The organism is Marinospirillum perlucidum (assembly GCF_003336805.1).
Taxonomy (GTDB): Bacteria; Pseudomonadota; Gammaproteobacteria; order Pseudomonadales; family Halomonadaceae; genus Marinospirillum; species Marinospirillum perlucidum.
The window spans coordinates 22,186-38,478 of the sequence record NZ_QFWJ01000008.1 but is presented as its reverse complement, the minus strand read 5'-3'; the positions used below and the strand labels follow the sequence as shown (position 1 = coordinate 38,478).

17 protein-coding genes are annotated in these 16,293 nt (G+C 54.8%); 2 read left to right on the top strand and 15 right to left on the bottom strand.

Annotated elements, in window-relative coordinates; all coding sequences use genetic code 11:
* Window positions 1-87: 87 nt before the first annotated feature.
* Window positions 88-1,014, bottom strand: a complete 927-nt coding sequence (locus tag DFK18_RS10600; protein ID WP_114418233.1) for an electron transfer flavoprotein subunit alpha/FixB family protein — start codon at window positions 1,012-1,014, stop codon at window positions 88-90.
* Window positions 1,014-1,763, bottom strand: coding sequence for an electron transfer flavoprotein subunit beta/FixA family protein (locus DFK18_RS10595; RefSeq protein ID WP_114418232.1), 750 nt, complete (start codon window positions 1,761-1,763; stop codon window positions 1,014-1,016). The genes DFK18_RS10600 and DFK18_RS10595 overlap by 1 nt, the downstream gene beginning before the upstream one ends.
* Window positions 1,764-2,089: 326 nt before the next feature.
* Between DFK18_RS10595 and DFK18_RS10590 the strand changes: the two genes are divergently transcribed.
* Window positions 2,090-3,727 (top strand): electron transfer flavoprotein-ubiquinone oxidoreductase, encoded by a 1,638-nt coding sequence (locus tag DFK18_RS10590; protein WP_114418326.1) that lies wholly within the window; start codon window positions 2,090-2,092, stop codon window positions 3,725-3,727.
* Between the two features lie 82 nt (window positions 3,728-3,809).
* Here the strand turns inward: DFK18_RS10590 and ppnP are convergent, their stop codons facing one another.
* Window positions 3,810-4,094 (bottom strand): pyrimidine/purine nucleoside phosphorylase, encoded by a 285-nt coding sequence (ppnP, locus tag DFK18_RS10585; RefSeq protein WP_114418231.1) that lies wholly within the window; start codon window positions 4,092-4,094, stop codon window positions 3,810-3,812.
* Between the two features lie 122 nt (window positions 4,095-4,216).
* Window positions 4,217-5,398, bottom strand: coding sequence for a formate-dependent phosphoribosylglycinamide formyltransferase (gene purT / locus DFK18_RS10580; RefSeq protein ID WP_114418230.1), 1,182 nt, complete (start codon window positions 5,396-5,398; stop codon window positions 4,217-4,219).
* A 114-nt stretch (window positions 5,399-5,512) separates the two neighbouring features.
* Here purT and DFK18_RS10575 point away from each other — a divergent pair, with 114 nt between their 5' ends.
* Window positions 5,513-6,271, top strand: a complete 759-nt coding sequence (locus DFK18_RS10575) for a TrmH family RNA methyltransferase (RefSeq protein ID WP_114418229.1) — start codon at window positions 5,513-5,515, stop codon at window positions 6,269-6,271.
* On the opposite strand, the gene DFK18_RS10570 is transcribed toward DFK18_RS10575, so the two are convergent.
* From DFK18_RS10570 to acpP, 11 genes are all read right to left on the bottom strand, one after another.
* On the bottom strand, window positions 6,249-8,519 hold the full coding sequence (locus tag DFK18_RS10570; protein WP_162299764.1) for an ATP-dependent helicase: 2,271 nt from the start codon (window positions 8,517-8,519) through the stop codon (window positions 6,249-6,251). The two genes, DFK18_RS10575 and DFK18_RS10570, sit on opposite strands and share 23 nt — an antisense overlap.
* Entirely contained in the window at window positions 8,516-9,082 is a 567-nt protein-coding gene (locus tag DFK18_RS10565) for a DUF1285 domain-containing protein (protein WP_114418227.1), read from the bottom strand. Before DFK18_RS10565 ends, DFK18_RS10570 begins: the two co-directional genes overlap by 4 nt.
* A 2-nt stretch (window positions 9,083-9,084) precedes the next feature.
* Window positions 9,085-9,762, bottom strand: a complete 678-nt coding sequence (locus tag DFK18_RS10560; protein ID WP_114418226.1) for a TetR/AcrR family transcriptional regulator — start codon at window positions 9,760-9,762, stop codon at window positions 9,085-9,087.
* A gap of 63 nt (window positions 9,763-9,825) precedes the next feature.
* Window positions 9,826-10,641: a TatD family hydrolase gene (locus tag DFK18_RS10555; protein ID WP_114418225.1), complete on the bottom strand. Its 816-nt coding sequence runs from the start codon at window positions 10,639-10,641 to the stop codon at window positions 9,826-9,828.
* A 14-nt stretch (window positions 10,642-10,655) separates the two neighbouring features.
* Complete coding sequence (locus DFK18_RS10550) at window positions 10,656-10,991, bottom strand: PilZ domain-containing protein (protein ID WP_114418224.1); 336 nt, start codon at window positions 10,989-10,991, stop codon at window positions 10,656-10,658.
* Window positions 10,984-12,006, bottom strand: coding sequence for a DNA polymerase III subunit delta' (locus DFK18_RS10545; RefSeq protein WP_114418223.1), 1,023 nt, complete (start codon window positions 12,004-12,006; stop codon window positions 10,984-10,986). Before DFK18_RS10545 ends, DFK18_RS10550 begins: the two co-directional genes overlap by 8 nt.
* Window positions 12,003-12,671 (bottom strand): dTMP kinase, encoded by a 669-nt coding sequence (gene tmk, locus DFK18_RS10540; RefSeq protein ID WP_114418222.1) that lies wholly within the window; start codon window positions 12,669-12,671, stop codon window positions 12,003-12,005. Before tmk ends, DFK18_RS10545 begins: the two co-directional genes overlap by 4 nt.
* The gene (gene mltG / locus DFK18_RS10535) at window positions 12,668-13,735 is read right to left on the bottom strand and encodes an endolytic transglycosylase MltG (RefSeq protein WP_114418221.1); all 1,068 of its coding nucleotides are present in this window, start codon (window positions 13,733-13,735) and stop codon (window positions 12,668-12,670) included. The genes tmk and mltG overlap by 4 nt, the downstream gene beginning before the upstream one ends.
* An 11-nt stretch (window positions 13,736-13,746) precedes the next feature.
* Complete coding sequence (locus tag DFK18_RS10530) at window positions 13,747-14,592, bottom strand: aminotransferase class IV (protein WP_114418220.1); 846 nt, start codon at window positions 14,590-14,592, stop codon at window positions 13,747-13,749.
* A 7-nt stretch (window positions 14,593-14,599) separates the two neighbouring features.
* Window positions 14,600-15,838, bottom strand: coding sequence for a beta-ketoacyl-ACP synthase II (fabF, locus tag DFK18_RS10525; protein WP_114418219.1), 1,239 nt, complete (start codon window positions 15,836-15,838; stop codon window positions 14,600-14,602).
* A 209-nt stretch (window positions 15,839-16,047) separates the two neighbouring features.
* The gene (gene acpP / locus DFK18_RS10520; RefSeq protein ID WP_091959712.1) at window positions 16,048-16,281 is read right to left on the bottom strand and encodes an acyl carrier protein; all 234 of its coding nucleotides are present in this window, start codon (window positions 16,279-16,281) and stop codon (window positions 16,048-16,050) included.
* Window positions 16,282-16,293 lie beyond the last annotated feature (12 nt).

Genomic DNA, 16,293 nt, shown 5'->3' with positions numbered 1-16,293 from the left:
ACTGCCTGCGCCTAGCTTAGTCACATAAAAAACAATAAAAAAAGCCAGCCCTAGGGCTGGCTTTGGTCATCAGGAAAACCTGAAAGCTTACAGCTTGCCTTCCAGTTCAGGCACAGCTTCAAAGAGATCGGCCACCAGACCATAGTCCGCCACCTGGAAGATGGGGGCTTCTTCGTCTTTGTTGATCGCCACGATCACTTTGGAGTCTTTCATGCCTGCCAAATGCTGGATAGCACCGGAAATACCGGCAGCAATATACAGCTGAGGAGCAACGATCTTGCCCGTCTGACCCACTTGCAGGTCGTTAGGCACATAACCGGCGTCTACTGCTGCACGGGAAGCACCTACAGCACCGCCCAGTTTGTCAGCCAGCTTGTAGATGATGTCAAAGCCTTCTTCACTGCCTACACCACGACCGCCGGAAACCACAACACCGGCAGCAGTCAGTTCAGGACGATCGGAAGCAGCCAGCTCTTCGCTGACATGGCTGGACAAACCGGCATCGGTTGCCTTGTCCAGGGCTTCAATTTCAGCAGAACCGGTTTCAGCAACCGGATCAAAAGAAGTACCACGAACGGTGATAACCTTGACGGCATCTTCGCTCTGAACCGTAGCAATGGCGTTACCGGCATAGATAGGACGCTGGAAGGTATCGGCACTTTCCACACTGATGATTTCAGAAATCTGGTCCACATCCAGCAGGGCGGCTGCGCGTGGAAACACATTTTTACCCACAGCTGTGGCACCAGTCAGCAGGTGGCTGTAGTCCTTACCAATTTCAGCCAGCAGTGCAGCCACGTTTTCAGCCAGTTGATGACCATAGGCAGCATTATCGGCGACCAGTACTTTGCTGACACCCTCCAGCTTGGCGGCAGCTTCAGCAGCAGCCTGGCAGTTTTCGCCAGCAACCAGCAGGTGAATATCACCACCGATTTCCTTGGCTGCAGCGACCACATTGGCGGTCACGGGTGTCAGTTCACTGTTATGATGATCAGCTACAACAAGAATACTCATTAGACCACCTTCGCTTCATTTTTCAGTTTGTCGACCAGCTCATCCACGCTGCCCACCTTGATACCGGCAGAACGCTCTGCAGGCGGCTCTACCTTCAGGGTTTTCAGCTTGGAAGCCACTTCCACGCCATAATCGGCAGGTGTTTTGCTGTCCAGCGGCTTTTTCTTGGCCTTCATGATATTGGGCAGCTTGGCATAACGAGGTTCGTTCAGGCGCAGGTCGGCACTGATCACTGCAGGCAGTTTGACCTCGATGGTTTGCAGACCGCCATCAATTTCACGCTTAACCTGGGCCTTGTCGCCGTCGATGGTTACTTCAGAAGCAAAGGTTGCCTGAGCAAAGCCTGCCAGAGCAGCCAGCATCTGAGGTGTCTGGTTGTTGTCGGTATCGATGGACTGTTTACCCATCATGACGACTTGGGGTTCTTCTTCCTCAACCACCTTGGCCAGCAACTTGGCCGCAGTCAGGGAATCCACCTTCTCATCGGTTTCGATCAGGATACTGCGGTCAGCACCCAGCGCCATGGCAGTACGCAGCTGCTCCTGGGCTGTTTTGGGGCCAATGGTGACTGCTACTATTTCAGAGGCCACACCCTTTTCCTTCAAGCGTACCGCTTCTTCAACCGCGATTTCACAGAAAGGGTTCATGGACATTTTGACATTAGCCAGATCAACATCTGACTGATCCGCTTTGACACGAACCTTGACGTTGTAGTCGACAACGCGCTTAACAGGGACAAGAACCTTCATAGATTCTCCGTTTTCTCAGTGGTTGAAACAGCAGGCAGCTTTGAGTGCAACCTGCGACATAAAAACAGGGCGTATAACGCTTGCTGCATGAATGATGACTCTAAGTCGGCTTTCAGTCAAACTTTGACTTAAACTGACGGGTCACATTTTAAAGCTTATAATGCCCTAAGCTTAAAAAACGGTGACAAGGCTTGACTCCAGTCGCTGAAAGCACTTCACTGAAGCCAGGTATTGACCAGAAGCAAACGACCGTTTTAAATACACTTTAGCAGTTTTGATAATGAAAACAACCCACTTTGAGGAGAGTTGCCGTGGAACGCGAATCTATGGAGTTTGATGTACTCATCGTCGGCGCTGGCCCCTCAGGGCTGGCAGCCGCCATCCGCCTGAAACAGCAAGCCAACGAAGCCGGCCAGGAGCTGGAAGTCTGTGTGGTTGAGAAAGGCTCTGAAGTGGGTGCCCATATTCTATCCGGTGCGGTCATTGAAACCCGTGCCCTGGATGAATTGATTCCTGACTGGAAAGACAAAGGTGCCCCGGTTACCACCCAGGTGACCAAAGATGAAGTCTACCTTCTTAAAAATGAAACCTCCGGCACCAAACTGCCCGGTTTCGCTGTACCCAAAACCATGCACAACCATGGCAACTACATTGTCAGCCTGGGCAATCTGGTGCGCTGGCTGGGCGAACAGGCCGAAGAGTTGGAAGTCAATGTCTTCCCTGGCTTTCCTGCGGCCAGCATCATCTATGGTGACCAAGGCGAAGTCCAGGGTGTAATCACCGGTGATATGGGTATCGGCGCCGATGGTGAACCCAAGGATAGCTTTGAGCCAGGTATGGAGCTGCGTGCCAAGTACACCCTCTTTACCGAAGGCTGTCGCGGCCACCTGGGTAAAGAACTCATCAGCCAGTACAAGCTGGATACTGATGCTGACCCCCAGCACTATGGTATCGGCATCAAGGAACTCTGGGATATCGACCCCGACAAGCATCAACAAGGCCTGGTGGTTCACGGCTCTGGCTGGCCTCTGTCCGGTGATACTGCCGGTGGTTTCTTCCTTTATCATGATGAAAACAACCAGGTGGAAGTGGGTCTGATCGTTGACCTTTCCTACTCCAACCCTCACCTGTCGCCTTTTGATGAATTCCAGCGCATGAAGCACCATCCGGTGATCAAACAGTACCTGGAAGGCGGCAAGCGGGTCAGCTATGGGGCGCGTGCCATCACCAAGGGTGGTTACAACTGCCTGCCCAAGATGACCTTCCCTGGCGGCCTTTTGATCGGCTGTGATGCCGGCACCCTGAACTTTGCCAAGATCAAGGGCGTTCACACCGCCATGAAATCCGGCATGCTGGGCGCTGAAGCCGTTTTTGAAGCCCTGGCCAAGGGTGATGAAGGTGGCGCGGAACTCACCGCCTACAATGACAAGTGGGAAAGCAGCTGGGCCAACCAGGAGCTCAAGCAGTCGCGTAACTTCGGTCCGGCCATGCACAAGTATGGCACCTTCCTGGGCGGCGCTTTCAACTTCATCGACCAGAACATCTTTGGTGGCAAACTGCCGATCACCCTGCATGACACCAAGAAGGATCATGAAGCCCTGAAGCCAGCCAGCGAATGCGAGAAGATTGACTATCCCAAGCCGGATGGCAAGCTCAGCTTTGACAAGCTGTCTTCTGTCTTCCTGTCCAACGCGGTGCATGAAGAAGACCAACCCTGTCACCTGCGTTTGAAGGATCCTGAACTCCCCATTCGCGACAACCTGCCCAAGTATGACGAGCCGGCACAGCGCTACTGTCCTGCCGGGGTCTATGAAGTGGTTGAAGATGATGCGGGTAATCCCAAATTCCAGATCAACTTCTCCAACTGTGTTCACTGTAAGACTTGTGACATCAAGGATCCTGCCCAGAATATTACCTGGGTAACGCCTGAAGGCGGCGGTGGTCCAACCTACCCCAACATGTAATCGGGGTTAGCAAAAGCAAAAGGGGCAGCCATGGCTGCCCCTTTTTTATGGATTCCAGAAGGTATGCGCCCTTCTGCAAACCTCAATCAGAATAACGACACAGGTAGGCGCTTTCCTCTTCAACCTTGACCTGGAATACACTGCCAGCAGGCACATTGAAGCTTTGGCCTTTATGGAAAGTACGCAGAGCAGGATCGCCGGGCAACAAAACCTGCAAAGCACCCGACACAACGGTCATCTCCTCATCCTTGGAGGTGGAGAATTCATACTCCCCCACCGACATCACACCCATAGTCAAAGGACCATCACTGTTATTCAGCGCAATGGATTTGACCTGGCCTTCAAAATACTCATTAACCTGCAACATACACACCACTCCACAAAAGGATAAGAAGCTACTGCTGCAGCGCCCAGTTTCAACCCAGCCACCAACAGCAGTCACTAGTGCTTTTATTGAATGCCAAGCCCGAGAGCTTGGCAAGCAGTTTGTTATAAAGTCACCTGAATTTTGTCGATCACCCTTAACGCCTTGTCACGGGCTGCTTGTGGATCTTCATCCAGTGCCAAGGCTACGCCGAGACGACGACTGCCTTTGACCTCCGGTTTGGCAAACAAGCGCAGGTCAGTATCTTCTTCCTGCAAGGCGGCCTCCAGACCGGAATAGATCATGCTCTTGGATTCACCTTCCACCAAGAGTACAGCCGAGGCGGCGGCCCCCAACTGACGAATCTGAGGCACCGGCAAACCCAGAATAGCGCGGGCATGCAGGGCAAATTCGGAAAGGTTCTGGGAGATAAGGGTCACCATACCGGTATCGTGAGGACGCGGGGAGACTTCACTAAACCAGACCTGATCACCTTTGACAAAAAGCTCCACACCGAAAATCCCCTGGCCACCCAGGGCAGAGGTCACCTGCTCGGCAATTTCTTTGGCTTTTTCCAAAGCGCCAGCCGACATGGCTTGCGGCTGCCAGGATTCACGATAATCGCCCTTTTCCTGGCGATGACCAATGGGAGCGCAAAAACGGGTGCCACTGATGGAACGTACCGTCAGCAGGGTGATTTCATAATCAAAATCGACAAAGCCCTCGATAATCACCTTGCCTTTCCCGGCTCGTCCACCTTCCTGGGCATAGGTCCAGGCCGCCTCGATATCAGCCTCTGTTTTTACCAGACTCTGACCTTTACCTGAGGAGGACATGATGGGTTTGACCACACAAGGCAGACCGATCGACTCGACGGCCTGCAGGTAGTCTTCACGGGTTGCCGCAAAATAGTAAGGCGAGGTCGGTAACTGGAGTTCTTCAGCCACCAGGCGACGAATGCCTTCCCGGTTCATGGTCAGACGCGCGGCTCTGGCTGTAGGAACTACCTGAAAACCCTCCGCTTCAAGACGCTCCAGCTCATCGGTGGCCAGGGCCTCGATTTCCGGAACGATCAAGGCCGGTTTTTCCTCTTCGACCACTTGACGCAGCGCCTGAGCATCCAGCATGTCCACGACCCGACTGCGATCAGCCACCTGCATGGCAGGGGCATGCGCATAGCGATCGGCAGCAATCACTTCACACCCCAGACGCTTGAGTTCGATGACCACTTCCCGACCCAACTCGCCACTACCCAGCAGGAGTACTCGTGTGGCTGTTGGGCTGAAGGGCGTACCCACTTGTGTCATAATCCGGCTCCTTGTGCAGCTAGAGGCTGCCTAGATGGTAAAAATTCCCGCAGTATAGAGGAAGCCAGCCGATAAAGCTTGCGCTTCGCAACCACCGCCAATCAAGAGACTCAGATGATCAGTAAAAACCAGGCCAAGCTGCTGCGCTCGCTGCACAAAAAGAAATACCGCCGTGAACAGGGGTTGTTCCTGGTCGAAGGTGAAAAAACCGTGCTGGAACTCCTGGCATCGGGCTGGCCCCTCCATCAAGTGTTTGCCACCCCCGATTTTATCCAGCGCTTTTCTGCTGATCTGGACGACTTAAAGGTGGTTCCGGCTTCGGCTCAAGAACTCACCCAGCTGGGGACCCTGGTCAGCAACCAGTCAGCCCTGGCCGTGGCTATTCAGCCTGAGCCTCAGCCAGTTTCCTGGCAAGCGGGCAACTGGATCCTGGCGCTGGATCGGATCAATGACCCCGGCAATCTGGGAACGATTCTGCGCATTGCCGACTGGTATGGCATTCAGCAACTGGTATGCTCCCCCGGGACGGCCGAGGTCTTCAATCCCAAGGTGATCACCGCCAGCAAGGGCTCTTTCCTGAGGGTCAAGGTCAGCTACCAGCCACTGGATGAATTCATGCAGACCCTTCCTGAAGGCACAGCAGTGCTAGGTGCTTATCTGGAAGGGGAAAACATACATGACCTGAAACTGGAAAAACCGGGCCAAGGGGGGATAGTGGTTATGGGCAGTGAAGCCCAGGGCATCGCCCCCGAACTGGAAGACAAGATCACGCAACGGGTCACCCTGCCCGGCTATGGCCAGGCAGAATCACTGAATGTCGGGGTAGCAACGGCCCTGATCTGCGATAATCTCAGGCGCCTTGAAGGCGGCTGAGCGGCGCCCTTTCTTCCTTCAGGCGCTTGAGCCCGGCCTGATCAAAACGTATGTCGAGCAAACGACTGGGATAATCGCCTTCTGCTCTCAGCAACTCCCCCTCACCAAAGGTTTGATGGCTGACCCTGTCACCTGGCTGCAGACCCGATGTCTCCTGCAAGCGGGGAGAAGCAGCCTGCGGTGGCTCTTTACTGGCTTGAGTCAAAGGTGGCACCGGTCGGTCACTGACTTGCTGCCAGTAATGCCTGATCAGCTCAGGGTAGGCCACTGAAGTTTCCTGGCCTACAGCAGCTGTTTCTTCATCCCGCAAGGCTTTAATCAACCAGTGAGCATCCTTGAGCGCTGCTTCCTGAAGGAAGCGGCTGACCTGCCCCCCGGCATCTCCCTCTGCCAGAACCAGCGCCTCACGACTCCGGGTAATGGCAACATAGAAAAGACGGCGTTCCGCTTCTTCCTCCGCAGGCGTCAAACGGCTAAAGCCGGAGTTATAGGGAAAATCCCCCTCGTTCAGCCCATAGACACCCACCCAGTCCCACTCCAGACCCTTGGCTGCATGCACGGTCTGGATGCTCACCTGCTTCTTGTCCTTGCTGGCAGCCAGATGAGCCGAACCTTCCTGCTGAGCTGCTTCCAGCTCCTGCAACCAGTCAGCCAGCTTTTTGGGGCTTTGCTGGGCATAGCGCTGCAAACCAGCCAGCAAACGCAGGCTTTCGTCGGCTGCTTCTTTGCTGGCAGCGGTCTTTTTGATCTGCTCCAGGGCGTCTGTTTCTCTCAGTACCTGATCCAGAAAAGCCCTGGGTGCCATCTGCTCAGCCCGCCGTGCCAAGGATTGCAACAACTGTAAACGCCGCTGCAAGCGTTTGCGCTTACCCGGTGGCAGCGCCTCCAGTACCGCCTCCAGGCGGGCACTGTTCTGGGCTCTGGCTTCTACCAGCGCCTGACGCTCAACTTCTGTGAGATAGAGGGTAGGAAAACTCAGCAACTGATAGAAATCCTGACGTGCTGCAGGATGCTGGTAGTTGATGCGCCGGCCTGGGGCTGAGTTCAGGGCCAGGCGTACATAGGCCAGCAGCCCCTGAATCTGGGGCCGATTAAAAATAAAATGCTCCTGACGTGCCAATTGAAAAGGCTGATGGGCCTTGAGTAATTCCAGTTGCACGGCCAGGCTCTGTGACCAGCTACGTACCAGGACGGCAGCGGTTTTACCGGGATGGGCGACCTGCCATTGCTGTAACCGATCCAGTAGCCAGGCGGCTCCCTGTCCCTGTTGAATCGAAGTGGCTTGCAAATCCCTGGCCAGGGTCAACTGAGGAGGACGCTCGCGATTATGTTGAATCACCTGGTTGGCTACCAGCGCCAGCCAGTGACCAAAGCGGAAACTGCAGGAAAGCGGGTAATCCACCACACTGTTAAAATCCTGCTGAAAACGGTGCAGCATGTAATCAGGCCGGGCGCCACGCCATTCATAAATACACTGGTCGACATCCCCCACCACCATAACCTGGGCTTCTCCGGCAAGAGTCACCAGAAGGGCCTGCTGGACTGCATTGATATCCTGGTATTCATCCACCACCAGATAATCGAGAAAACCCTGCAGCCGCTGCTTCAGCTCCGGATGTTGGCTGATCACCTGGAGGGGACGCCAAAGCAGGTCATCAAAAAACATCGCCTGCTGTTGTTCCAGTAGGGTTTCCAGCTCATCAAAAGCGGCCACCAGGTGCTTTTGGTTACGTGGCAGCTCCAGGTCTTCAGCTACTTCAGCGGCTGGTTTCAAACCACTTTTAACGCGGGTGCAAAAACTTTTGAAAGCATCCAGTGCATCTTCTTCCAGCCAGGGCTGAACAGCTTCGCCCTGACGTTCTGCCAGGGTTTTCAACGCCTGGCGACTGAAACTGTCCTGCATCCACTCTTCCTGCTGCAAGCGTCTGGGCTTCAGGTAACCCCAGCGAACCAGGGTAGCCGTAAGACGATGCCCCAGAGAATGGAAGGTCCGAACGTCGGGAAGCGGCCCTTGCAGACCCCTGGCCAGCGCTTGTTGCTGCAGCTTGCTGGAAAAATCCTCGCGGGCGGCACGGTTATACATGACCACCAGCAAACGTCGTGCGGCCACCCCCTGCTGCAGCAGGTAGAGGACTCTTTCCACCAGAGTCGTGGTCTTGCCTGAACCAGCCACAGCACGAACACGAGCATGCCCCCGAGTATGGGTGACAACCGCTTGCTGCTCTGGTGTTAAGGGCTTCAGACTCAAGAGAAACAACCCAGGAGGAATTCTCGGCCACAGCTGGTCAGGTAGACACAGGTATGCTCGCCCTCTTCACGAGCCTCGGCCCAGTCGACCATTTGATAATAAACCTGGGGCAGGATTCTGGCTTCAAGATTGGCGCGCACACGAACAAAGGGGCGGGGTTCCCCGTCAGCGGACATTTCTACCCGCAGAGGATGGTCCCCATCCAGCCAGAAATCATCACTGACGTTGGTTTGCAGACGCAGACGTTGGCTCTCACCTTCGCCATCGGCTTCGGCCAGAACCACCAGGAAGGGAACCTCGGCAACCCTGATCCGGGCCTTTTCAGCCGGAGTAATCAGGTAATAGTGACCATCAGCTTCCTTGCGAAGCAGCCGGGAAAAGAGGCGTACCAGAGACTTGCGGGTAAAGGGCTGGCCTTCATGGTACCACTGCCCCTGGCTATCGATGCTGAGATCCACATCGACAACCTGGGTGGGATGCCAGTCCTCGACAGGTAGTTCACCGGTTTCCTCGGCATTTTTTTCGATCCGGGTCACCAGACCGGAAAAAGACGCAAAACTCATAATCAGGCATCATTCTTGGTGGGTTTACCGGCTTCCAGATGTTTTTTACCGCGTTGACCACGGTTACCCAGGCGCACACCGATATCCATCATAAAACGGAAGAATTCATCCTTGTCCTGGATAACATCCTGGAAGAATTCGGATTGATAAAGCACCGCTGCCCCATGCACAAAGGCCCAGGAAGCACAGTAATGAAAATAGGCGGGCACATCTTCCAGATGACCTTCTTCCACGCGCCCACTGATCAGGTCGGACAGGCTTTCCAGATTGCGCGCCCGGAACTGGTGCAGTTCTTCGATCATCTCGGGAATGACATTGGCCTTGACCAGTTTTTCTTCCAGGCGGTTAAAAAGCAGATACTTGGCAGGCTCCTGCATGCGAAATTCAAAATAGGCCTTGGACAGGGCTTCCTTGTCTTCGGCTATCTGGGGAAGCTGGAAAAGATTGGCCATCTCTTTTTCATAGTCCAGCATCAGGCGCAGATAGATTTCCGCCTTGGTACTAAAATGCTTGTAGATGGTGCCCTTGCCGATATTGACCTTCTCGGCAATCATTTCCACGGTCACCTTGTCTTCACCCTGTTCGAGGAACAACTCCAGGGCGGCATCCAGTATGCGGGATTCGCGCTGGCGAAACTCCCTGACTCGGCGTGCCTGTTTTTCTACCGGTGATTCAGCCATGGCTTGCTCCTCAAACTTGTGACCCAATTCGGCTTTTCAGTCAACAAGGTAATCCTCTTTGCCTCAAGAGGCAAGTGCAGGGGCGTTTTTCCTGGCCAGAGGGAAGAGATGAAAAAAGTTCTCGGTCGTCTGCTGGGCCAGGAAATCGGTTTCCAGCCCTCGCAATTGCGCCAGAAACTCGGCCACATCGCGAACATAACCGGGTTCATTCTGCTTGCCCCTATGGGGTACGGGGGCCAAATAGGGAGAATCGGTTTCCACGAGCAGGCGATCCAGCGGCAGCACCTCGGCCACCGTCCTCAGTTTCTTCGCGGAATTAAAAGTGACAATGCCGGACAGGGAAATATAGAAATCCAGACCAACCATCTGGCGGGCAAAATCCAGGTCTTCGGTAAAACAGTGGATGACGCCGCGACCACCTTTTTCGGCAAAGGGTTTGAGCAATGCCAGGGTATCTTCCCGGGCTTCACGCGTATGAACGATCACCGGCTTGTCTACGACCAGGGCTGCGTCCAGGTGCATCTGAAAATAATCCAGCTGCTGTTGGCGCTGATCGGGATCATAGTGGTAGTCCAGACCCGTTTCCCCCAGGGCAACGATATCGTCGGCTTGGGCCAGCTCAATCAACTGCTCAAGATCGACCGGCGTATCCACTTGATGCAGGGGATGCAAGCCGACACTCAAGCTGACATCAGCATGGGGCTCGACCAGTTGGCGCAGTTCATCCAGGCGTCCGGGGTTAACACTGATGCACAAAAAATGCCCCACGCCCCGCTGCCGGGCTGTATCCAGTACTCCCTGAAGGCCCGCCTCAGCACCCGCTGAAGTTTTTTCCAGATCCAGCATGTCCAGGTGGCAATGGGAATCAACCAGTAACATAAAGTCTTCGGCTCCTAAATGGTATGTGTTAATTTATCGGTATTCAGCAGACCAGCCAACTGATCTTCAATAAAGTAACGCGGAGAATCCTCGTCCTCGGCAAAATGGATTCCGATTCCCGGTGTCTTGCGACCCTGGGCCCCGACCGGGGTACGCCAGGCCAGGGTACCCACTATTTCGATAGGGTCCTGCTCATCGGCCAGCTGCAGCGAAACCTGAACGGTTTCGCCAGGCTTGAAGTGGCGACTGGTGGGGATAAAAAGACCACCACGTTTCAGGAAAGGCATATAGGCGGCATAGAGCGCCTGCTTGTCTCTCAATTTGAGTGTCAAAGTCTTGGTTTCACTCATGTCCCAGCTCCTGAGTCAGCCTGATCAGCAGGCGTTCGATAAAGAGTTCATGATTGGGGTTGCTGGCCAGCGCCAGATGGGCCTGCTTGAATTCACTGTCCAGTGCCAAGAGTTGCTGGCTGCTGAGCAGCTGCTGCCATTGATGGTACAAGGGGAGTTGACGACTATCCATGACTTGCGTCTCCCCCATGAGTTTAAGCCTTAGCGTATCAGCCAGCCAGCTTTGCAGATAATCCAGCAACTGAGGCAAATCAAACTTTTTCAGCCTCTGTGCCTGCTCACTGGGATCAGCGCCTCGGTTCAGAGCCTCCATAACCTGCAGGAGAAGTTGGCGAGGTTCTTCCCACTCGGGCGTGGCCATTTTAACCGCCTGGAGAGGGCGACCACCGGCGGCTTTAAGCAGTATTTCAGGATCCTGCTCCGGTGATAACTGGCAACCAAGCCAGGCTTGGCCGCTGGCCAGATCCGGCGCTTTAACCGGCCATTGCTGACAGCGACTGCGAATAGTAGCTGGCAAAGCCGAGGGCTGGTCACTGACCAGGATAAACTGGGTTCTCGGTTCAGGTTCTTCCAGCGTTTTCAGCAAGGCATTGGCAGCATTGATGTTCATGGCTTCGGCAGGCCAGATCAGCACCAGTTTGTAACCGCCCCGTTGAGCACTCTGCTGTACCTGGGCATTCATCTCACGAATGGCATCAACGCGGATAGCCTTGCCCGGAGCTTCCGGTTCCAGGGGGTGCCAGTCCGGGTGAAAGCCGGAATCCAGCAATTGGCAGGAAGGGCAACGCCAACAAGGCTCCCGCGGCTCCGGGTTTTCACAAAGCAGGTAATGTGCCAGGGCACGGGCCAGCGTTCGCTTGCCCAAACCCGGCAAACCGGTTAGAAGGATGGCATGTGGCAGCCGGTCCTGGCTTAGTTGCTGCAGCCATTGATGCCAAATATCAGCCTGCCAGGGCAAAGGCAAGGCTGGTTTTTGTTCGCTAGTGGGGTTGGCACCGGCATCCTTGAGACTCATTGCGCACTCTTTGGCTGGGCTTGCTTCCAGGCCAGAATACTGGGGAGCAGAGCTTCCTTGAGATCAGCCTGCACCTGATCAAGGGGCTGGCTGGCATCCAAAACCCGAAAGCGTAGAGGGTTTTTTAACGCTTGCTTGAGGTAGGCATCCCTGACCCGGGAAAAGAAATCCTGCTTTTCCTGCTCAAAACGATCCTTTTGCTGGCCACGGGTTTGCAGGCGTTCTGCGGCCTTTTCTACGGGCATGTCCAGCAAAAAGGTCAGATCCGGTTGCAGATCTTTTTGTACCAGTTTTTCCAACTGCTGAATCGTCTCTTCGCTTTGACCACGACCCCCGCCTTGATAGGCATAGGTTGCATCGGTAAAACGATCGCAAACCACCCATTGACCACGGGCCAGTGCCGGTTTGATCACTTCCTCCAGATGCTGGGCCCGGGCAGCAAACATCAGCAGCAACTCGGTTACCTCATGCGGTGCCTCACCTTCAGCTGCCAGCAGGAGTTCACGGATTTTCTCTGCCAAGGCTGTTCCACCCGGCTCGCGAGTGGCAATCCAGTCTATACCCGCAGCATCCAGCTGAGCGGTAATGGCCTGAAGATTGGTTGTTTTACCTGCACCTTCACCGCCTTCAAGGGTGACAAAATAACCTCGAGCTCTGGCCGTCATGGCTGAGTGTCCTCTGTGCCGGTGCTTTCTTCATCAGCCGCCTCGGCAGCTGGCCAGCTGCGGTAATCCTCACGCCGTCGGTGCTGATATTCACGCACAGCCTGGTTATGCTCTTCCAGAGTAGCCGAGAACTGATGCGTACCATCACCACGGGCAACAAAATAAAGCGCCTCCCCTTCTGCCGGGTTGACGCTGGCACGCAGGGCCGCCTCACCGGGTGAAGCTATGGGCGTAGGGGGCAGGCCTCGAATGGTGTAGGTATTCCAGGGAGTGGGGCGGCGCAGATCGGCATAGGTGATCCGCCCCTGATAATCCTCTCCCATGCCATAGATAACCGTGGGGTCAGTCTGCAAACGCATGCCTTTTTCCAGACGGCGTATGAAAACACCGGCAATATCGCGACGTTCATGGGCAGCACCGGTTTCACGTTCTACGATCGAGGCCAGGATCAGAGCCTCGTAGGGAGAATCCAGGGGCAGATCCGGCTGACGCTCGGACCAAACTTCCTCTAACAGAAGCTGCATTCTCTCGTGAGCCTGACGCAGGATATCCAGATCCTTCATTCCCTGGTGATAGACATAGGTGTCAGGGAAAAACCAGCCTTCTGCCGGCTCCTCTGGTTGCCCCAGAGTGGCCATGATTTTTTCTTCGCTCCAATCATGACTCACCGGCTCCAGCTTGCTTGCTGCGGCCAAAGCAGCGCGGATTTCAGCAAAGGTCCAGCCTTCCACCAGAGTGACCTGATAGGTTACCACTTCGCCATCACGCATGCGGGTATAGAGATCATGAAGGGTTAAGCCCGGTTCCAACTGATATTCACCGGCATGGATACGTCCGCTTTCACTGGTCGCTCGCAACCAGAGGCGAAAAGGCAAGGATGAATCAATCCAGTTTTGGCTTTCAAACTGCTGCAGTAAACTGATCAGGTTTTGGCCTGGTGCCACCTCAAGCAACTGAGGTTCATCGACTTGGAGTGGCTGGTGTACCTGGCCATTCACCCAGAGCACCAAGGCCAGAAGAGTGGCTGTTCCTGTCAGAACAAGCGCCATGAAGAGTTTTTTCATCAATTTAATCCTTACGCCTGGGGTAATCCCATCCCGGGATGAAAAGCAGTCATCAGTGAGCGCGTTTGTGGACCCAGCGGCCAGCGCCCCAGAGAGCCTTCTTCTGCATCCAGCTGCACCACCGGCCAGATCCCCTGAAGACTATTACACAGCAGGACTTCTTCACTGGCCTGCAAAGCCTCCAGAGAAGCCGCATCCTCCTCCATCGCACCGGTAGCCTGCAAAAGCTGCTTACGCATCACGCCTTCCAGGGCACCGCGACTCAGGGCGGGGGTATGCCAAGTGCCCTGGGCGTACCAGAAAACATTACGGGCAATGGCTTCGGTAATGCGCCCCCGGGAATCATGGAGCAGGGCTTCAGGGTAGTGATCGGGGCAGGCTTCGGAAGCCAGTACCTGACAGAGGCGATTTAGATGTTTGTTATCCGTCTGGGGGCCAGTTTCGGGACTGGGTTGCCACCAGACGGTTACCCCCTGGTAGGCCGCCTGCTGAAGTGGCAGTTGCCGACCCGAGAGCACCCGATGCCAGGGCAAGCGCTCGCCACCCCGACGATAGCCTCGGCCTCCTGGACCAGCCAGAAGCATGACCTTGAGCATTCCGGACACCTGGTATTCAGCTTCTTGCTGGACTTCCGTCTGAAGCTTTTCCCAAAAGTGGCCTTGGACTTCCGCTTTGAGACTCTGCAGACCTTTTTTCAGGCGTTGCAGATGATCGGGCCAAAAAATGGCCCTGCCCTGCCAGATGCGAACACTGGTGAAGACTCCCTCGCCAAAAGCCAGGGCCCGGCTGGCCAGCAGCCAGTCCAGGTCTTCCGGTGAGGGTTCATGGCCATCAACCAGGGTTCGCAATACGGACATGCCCTAATTAGACCTTGCTAAAGATCAGGCTGCCGTTAGTGCCCCCAAAACCAAAGGAGTTGGAGAGGCTATGCTTCACCTCCATCTGGCGAGCTTCATGAGGCACGTAATCCAGCGTACAGGCTTCATCCGGGTTATCCAGATTAATCGTCGGTGGTGCTACCTGGTCACGAATCGCCAGAACCGAGAAGACAGCTTCAACGGCACCGGCAGCACCCAGCAGATGCCCGATCATGGACTTGGTGGAACTCACGGCAACCTGTTTGGATGCAGCGCCCAGCACCGACTCCACCGCCTTGCTTTCGGCCACATCACCAGCAGGCGTCGAGGTGCCGTGGGCATTGATGTAATCAATCTGGTCAGGATTAAGACCAGAATCCTTGATGGCATTGCGCATAGCAGCCGCTGCACCTGTACCTTCCGAGGGGGGCAGCGTCATGTGATAAGCATCATCACTCATACCAAAGCCACTCAGTTCAGCATAGATGGTAGCGCCCCGCGCCTTGGCATGTTCATACTCTTCCAGCACCAGAACACCGGCACCGTCACCCAGAACAAAACCGTCACGATCCTTGTCCCAGGGACGGCTGGCAGCTACCGGATCATCGTTGCGGGTAGAAAGTGCACGGGCAGCGGCAAAGCCAGCTACACCCAGTGGAGTACTGGCACACTCAGCACCGCCACAAACCATGACATCAGCATCCCCATAGGCAATAGTTCGGGCGGAATAGCCGATATTGTGGGTGCCCGTGGTACAGGCCGTGGTGATCGCAATATTAGGCCCCTTGTAGCCATAGCGGATGGCCAGGTTACCGGAAATCATGTTGATGATGGAGCCAGGCACAAAGAAAGGAGACACCTTACGGGGACCACCCTTGTTCAGGGCATCGTGGTTTTTCTCGATCATGGGCAGACCACCAATGCCGGAACCGATGGCACAACCGATGCGATCGGCATTTTCTTCATTGCACTCCAGGCCCGAGTTCTCAATCGCCTGGATGGCTGCGGCCATGCCGTACTGGATAAAGGTATCCATTTTGCGGGCATCCTTGACCGACATATAGTCTTCCACATTAAAATTCTTTACCTGAGCACCGAAGCGGGTGCTAAAAGCAGTGGCATCAAAGTTTTCAATGGGAGCAACGCCACTTTGACCAGCCAGAATCCCCTTCCAGGATTCATCCAGGTTGTTTCCCAGAGGAGTTACCAACCCCATCCCAGTGACCACAACTCTTCTTCGTGACATGCCCCTTCCTCCAAATACTAATGACCTGATACCAGACCCGGAGCCGGATCTTGCATATAAATAGGCCGCGCCTTCGCTTGGCGACCCCTAACCGCTGTGCATTATATCCTAAAAAACGAAAAACCGCCGCACCCGGTCAGGGGTGAAGCGGTTTTCTGTGAAGCCAGACAAACAATCCGGAACTTCACTGCCTAGCAGCAAGCCTGGGCTTACTGGTGAGCATTAACGTAGTCGACAGCTTCTTGAACAGTCGTGATTTTCTCTGCTTCTTCGTCTGGGATTTCGGTCTCGAATTCTTCTTCAAGAGCCATAACCAGCTCGACAGTGTCCAGAGAATCAGCGCCCAGGTCCTCGACGAAGGATGAGGAGTTTTGAATTTCCTCTTCCTTAACACCCAGTTGTTCGGCGACGATCTTTTTTACGCGCTCTTCGATGGTACTCATAACGTTTGTTTG